Source organism: Paenibacillus sp. CECT 9249, assembly GCF_918697855.1.
GTDB lineage: Bacteria > Bacillota > Bacilli > Paenibacillales > Paenibacillaceae > MSJ-34.
On sequence record NZ_CAKKLI010000093.1, the window covers coordinates 1 to 4948 of the forward strand.

Consider the following 4948-nt stretch of genomic DNA (forward strand, 5'->3'; position numbering starts at 1 on the left):
ATTCCGGAAAGTCCAGTCCCAAATTTATTTTTCAAAGATCAACTGGAAATTTTGAAGGCGGCCGCCAGTCCCCTAGGGGACTGGAAGTAAACTCAAAACTGCCTTCAAGAAATACTATATGAGGAGTATGGCTGCTGGAGTCGAATCCTCGTTTTGGCCCGTTCATACAGCAAAATGAGGATGGAAGCGGAGCCTTATCGATGAAAATAGCGAAGGAGGACATGAACTTCTACGTTGACTTGATCTGGCAATTCGGGGATGAAGTCAAAGTAGTGGCCCCTGCTGAGGCCGCGGCATACATCCTTCAAAAAATCGAGAGTATGCGATCGCTTTATCTTCGATGAGCTTTACAGACGGTAGATAGGGTCATTTACTAGTGCAGCTGACGGGAAAATCAGCTGCCGTTTTCTTTAATGGAGGAATTTACAACTGGATCTTGCATGTCATTATCATATGTGTTATATATGTAATATAACAGATAAATAAAAAGGAGGGTGGTTCAATATGGAACGGCTTCGACATGTCAAAATCGCGCATGGGTAATGATTGCCTGTCGCCATTGTCGGCGCGCTGCTGATGCCCTATTCGCTCGAAGTGCTTCTGCACGGCATTATCGGCCACCTTGGTTCCTGAACACGTGCAGCGCCAAAAGGAGAGATATTCATGTTCATAGAGCTCGATCTTCAATCGGAAACCCCGATTTACGCACAACTGGTTGACCAAATCATCGAAGGGATCGCCTCCGGCGCCTTGCAGCCGGGCGACCCGCTTCCGTCGGTCCGGAGCTTGGCGGAGGACTTGGGGATCAATCTCCATACCGTCAACAAATCTTACAACTTGCTCAAGCAGGAGGGCTTCCTTCAAGTACACCGGAAAAAGGGCGTTGTCGTTCAGCCCGACGGGATGCCCGGCATGACGGAGGCGTTCGAGGAGAAGCTCCGGCGGCAGCTCCGGTCTCTTGCGGCGGAAGCAGCGGTACGAGGCATGACGGAAGAGGCATTCGCGCAGCAGAGCAGGTCGTTGTATCGGAATACCATTACAAATCGCGGAGGTGAACAGCGTTGACTGCACAGGAGACGATCATGATATCGAGCTTTTATTTATTTATCGCGTTGATGATCGGCATACAGGCCTATATTGGCTTGCGGACCGTGCTGTTCGGCATCGCGCTGCCGGCGGAGGCCCTGCAAGATCCGGCCGTCCAACGCATTCGCCGGAATTACGTTTTGCTCACTGGCGGTTTTGCGATCGTCATCGGAGTAGCTTGCTTTTTCGTGACGCGTCATCAAACGACGGGTCGGAGTATCCTGAGTTGGACGATAGCCATCTTGCTTTTAATGATTGTGTCGGTCTTCGCCATTCGGATCAGCCGGATGTCCGCGCAACGCTTGAAGGCAGCCAGAGGATGGCAGGTTGACGTGCAGACAAAGCGCGCAGCAAGCCTCGCGGTCGGCCGAACGCATGGTTCGGTTCTGGGCTCTTGGTGGTATTCGGCGCATGTCGCCGTGATGGCGCTATGCATCTTCTTTGCCGTTGCGAGATGGGACGCGATTCCGCAGTCGTTCGCGATACATATGGGGCCGAACGGCTTGCCGGATGTTTACATTTCCAAATCCGTACGGACCGTGTTCATGATGAACATCGTGCAAGCGCTAATGATCGCGTTATTCGCCGGCTATAATCTGATGATCCGCCGCGCCAGGACATCGCTGGATCCCCAGGACCGGGAAGGTTCGTTGCGGAAACAGTTGAAGCTCAAGAAAATCCATTCGATTGCGGCGTGGGGCATTTCGCTGCTGGGGATTGCAAACTTAGGGTTGTTGCAAGCCGTAATACTGTACGGCTGGAAACTCAATTTGCTTATCCGCTACAACATCTCGTTCATAGCGGTGTTCTTCTTGACGCTGCTCGGCGTCTTGCTTTACCTGCGGTTCCGAGGTCTTGATCAGCAAAGGGACGTTCCGTCGCAGGAGGAGAGGCACTGGAAGTGGCTCGGCAGCATGTACGCGAACCCCGAAGACCCGGCCTTATTCGTTCCGGATCGATACGGATTCGGATGGACGATCAATATGGCTAATCCGCGCGGCAAGATCATAGCCGCTGCGACGATAGCCGTTCTGGCGACCGCCATTCTCGTACCCATTCTCATTTTTCGATAAATAAAGCAATCTCTTGGAGGGAGAGTTCAAAGAATGAAAAGTCGATGGATCATAGGAGCTTTGCTATCTTCGTGTCTGCTGCTCGCCTTCTTCGACGACAACACAGCACTGGCAGAGACGCCAAGTGCTGTTCCGATAACCGTGCCAATGGCGGCAAAGGACTCGCCTTCGGACGAGGCTTTGCTCACCTACGAAGCAACCCGGAAAGTTGCAAAGGAAAAGGCAGATCTACTCACGAAAACTTACGGTACGAACAGCGTACAGTATGCCCTTATCGATCATGGCCGCATCGTCGTATCCGGCCAATCCGGCAAGAATGACGAGAAGGGACAGAAGCCGCTCACGAAAGACACGATGTACGGGATCGGCTCGACGAGTAAAATGTTTACAACGGTTGCCGTCATGCAGTTGGTCGACCAAGGGAAAATCGATCTCGATACGCCGGTCGTCCGGTATATTCCCGAGTTTACGATGAAGGATGAACGCTACAAGCAGATTACGCCGCGCATGCTGCTGAATCATTCTTCCGGTCTGAACGGATCGTCGATGACGAACGCCTTTTTATTCGAAGATAACGATTCTTACGCCTACGATACTCTGCTGAAGCAACTGGCCGGCCAGACCTTAAAGGCGGACCCGGGCGCTTATTCGGTTTACTGCAATGACGGATTTACGCTGGCCCAGATTCTGGTCGAGCGAGTCAGCGGCATGGACTTTACCTCTTATATCCATCGATATATGACAGAGCCTCTGGGTATGGCCAATACGGCGACGCCGCTCGATTCTCCGGACGAAGCGAAGATGGCCGGACTCTATTATCCTGCCTACACAGGACAACTCCCCAACGAGACAAGCAGCTTGATCGGAATTGGAGGCATCTATTCCACAGCGGAAGATTTGGCTCGATTCTCGCAAATTTTCACGGGGAAAGCAGAAGAAGTGTTGTCCGGCAAATCGGCTGCGGCCATGGCGCAAGACGAATTCAAGACGCCTTTGTGGCCTGACGATGCGGACAGCTCATTCGAATACGGTCTCGGCTGGGACAGCGTCAATCCGTATCCCTTCAGCGAATACGGGATGAAGGCGCTGACCAAAGGCGGGGACACACTTCTCTACCACTCTTCGCTCGTTGTGCTTCCCGGGCAGGACATGGCGGCAGCTGTCGTCACTTCCGGCGGGAGCAGCGTGTACAACCAGCTTCTGGCGAATGAAATCCTGCTGCGGGCGCTGAAGGAGAAGGGGACAATTGCCGAATTCAAGCCTGAAAAGTCGTACGGTGTGCCGGTAAAGGCCGATATGCCGGAATCCGTGCAGCAGTATTCGGGAATCTATGGCGCGTTCAGTGGAACGATAAACATCGATATTACCAAAGGCGGCGTCATGTCCGTCACTTCGGAGCAGTCCCCCGATACTCCGGCTCAGATCTTCGGGTATTCGGCGGACGGCACGTTCCGGAGTGCGTATGGGAATACGATCATCAGCTTCGTGACGGAGGAGAACGGCCGCACCTACTTATGGCTTCGTCAATACGCTTCGTTGCCGGGTCTTGGGCAGAAGGCGATATCGGAGTACAACGCCGAGAAGCTCCGGCCCCAGGATCTTCCGGCAGAGACTCGAAAAGCATGGATGAAGCGTGACGGCAAGAAGTATTATCTGCTGAACGAGAAGTATACGTCGATCGTTTATTTGATGATGCAGCCCTTCCAATTGAATATGTCGAAACAATTGCCGGGGTACGTGTCGGATAAGCGAATAACGGGCCCGAATACGGCCGTCTCCGAATTGCAAATTCCAGGAATGAGCGGGCGGGATCTTTCAGCCTATACGTTCTTTACACAGGATGGTGCAGAGTACCTGGATGTTGGCGGAAGCATTTTAGTGAATGAGGACGCCGTGAACCCCATCTACGTCGCTAAGAAGTCAATCGTTACGATTCCGTCGAACGGCTACGCCCGATGGTATTCGGTAAGCGACAAAGACGGGGGCAAGATCGTTAAGGTGAACATGCCCTCGAACGCTTCCTTCGCCGTTTATAATGCGAAGGGAACATGCGTCTACTTCAGTGTCGTCGGAGGCAAGGATCAGGTCGAACTGCCCGCGGGAGGAGTCATTGTTTTCGCCGGAGATGCCGGCACGAAGTTCGAGATTTCCGCGGAGTAAACGTCGCTATAAGTATTTCATAACTGGATTAAGATACAGTCCTGCGTATAAGAAAGAAGAAGATTCCTCAAGAAAAGTTGGTCCGTAGTGGATTTGGAAAGGGGAAAGAACGAAGCGGTATCTGGAGGGGGGACCTTTGCTTGCGGAAAGCAAAAGCCCCCCTCATTAAATCGCTTTTAAGATAACGCAGGATAACGGCACTCTACGGAGCGTTTATTGAAAAGGGAACACTTAATCAATATTCTAGAAATACGGGAGGTGGACAATATGAATTGCCAAAAGGTGGGAAGACTCATTCTGAGTCTCCGAAAAGAGAAAAACATGACTCAGAAAGATTTAGCCGATCTTATGAATATTAGCGATAAGACGATTTCCAAATGGGAACGCGGTTTAGGGTGCCCAGACGTGTCCTTGTTAAGCGAGTTATCCAAGAGTCTGGGAGTAAATATCGAGAAGATTTTATTGGGGGAACTGGATCCGAATGAAGAGAATAGAGGGAATATTGTTTACGCTGAAGCATAATGCCCGAAAGCTGACGGTATTGCCTGTCCAGGGATTGACGAATATAATGTCCGTATCACAGAAAAGGAAAAGGATGCCTCCATATAGCGTGAGCCTGTTCGCGCAAG

5 protein-coding genes are annotated in these 4948 nt (G+C 51.7%); all 5 read left to right on the top strand.

Features of this window, described 5'->3' with window-relative positions:
* Positions 1–164 precede the first annotated feature (164 nt).
* Positions 165–344: a WYL domain-containing protein gene (locus tag LQ229_RS27410; protein WP_356712216.1), complete on the top strand. Its 180-nt coding sequence runs from the start codon at positions 165–167 to the stop codon at positions 342–344.
* 319 nt (positions 345–663) lie between these two features.
* Entirely contained in the window at positions 664–1065 is a 402-nt protein-coding gene (locus LQ229_RS26780) for a GntR family transcriptional regulator (protein ID WP_216537623.1), read from the top strand.
* Complete coding sequence (locus LQ229_RS26785) at positions 1062–2159, top strand: DUF5808 domain-containing protein (protein WP_230193400.1); 1098 nt, start codon at positions 1062–1064, stop codon at positions 2157–2159. The genes LQ229_RS26780 and LQ229_RS26785 overlap by 4 nt, the downstream gene beginning before the upstream one ends.
* 147 nt (positions 2160–2306) lie before the next feature.
* Positions 2307–4319 carry a serine hydrolase domain-containing protein gene (locus tag LQ229_RS26790; RefSeq protein ID WP_230193402.1) on the top strand — a complete coding sequence of 671 codons (2013 nt, stop codon included), beginning with the start codon at positions 2307–2309 and terminating at the stop codon, positions 4317–4319.
* Between the two features lie 267 nt (positions 4320–4586).
* Positions 4587–4841: a helix-turn-helix transcriptional regulator gene (locus tag LQ229_RS26795; protein WP_290370084.1), complete on the top strand. Its 255-nt coding sequence runs from the start codon at positions 4587–4589 to the stop codon at positions 4839–4841.
* The last annotated feature ends 107 nt before the right edge of the window (positions 4842–4948 follow it).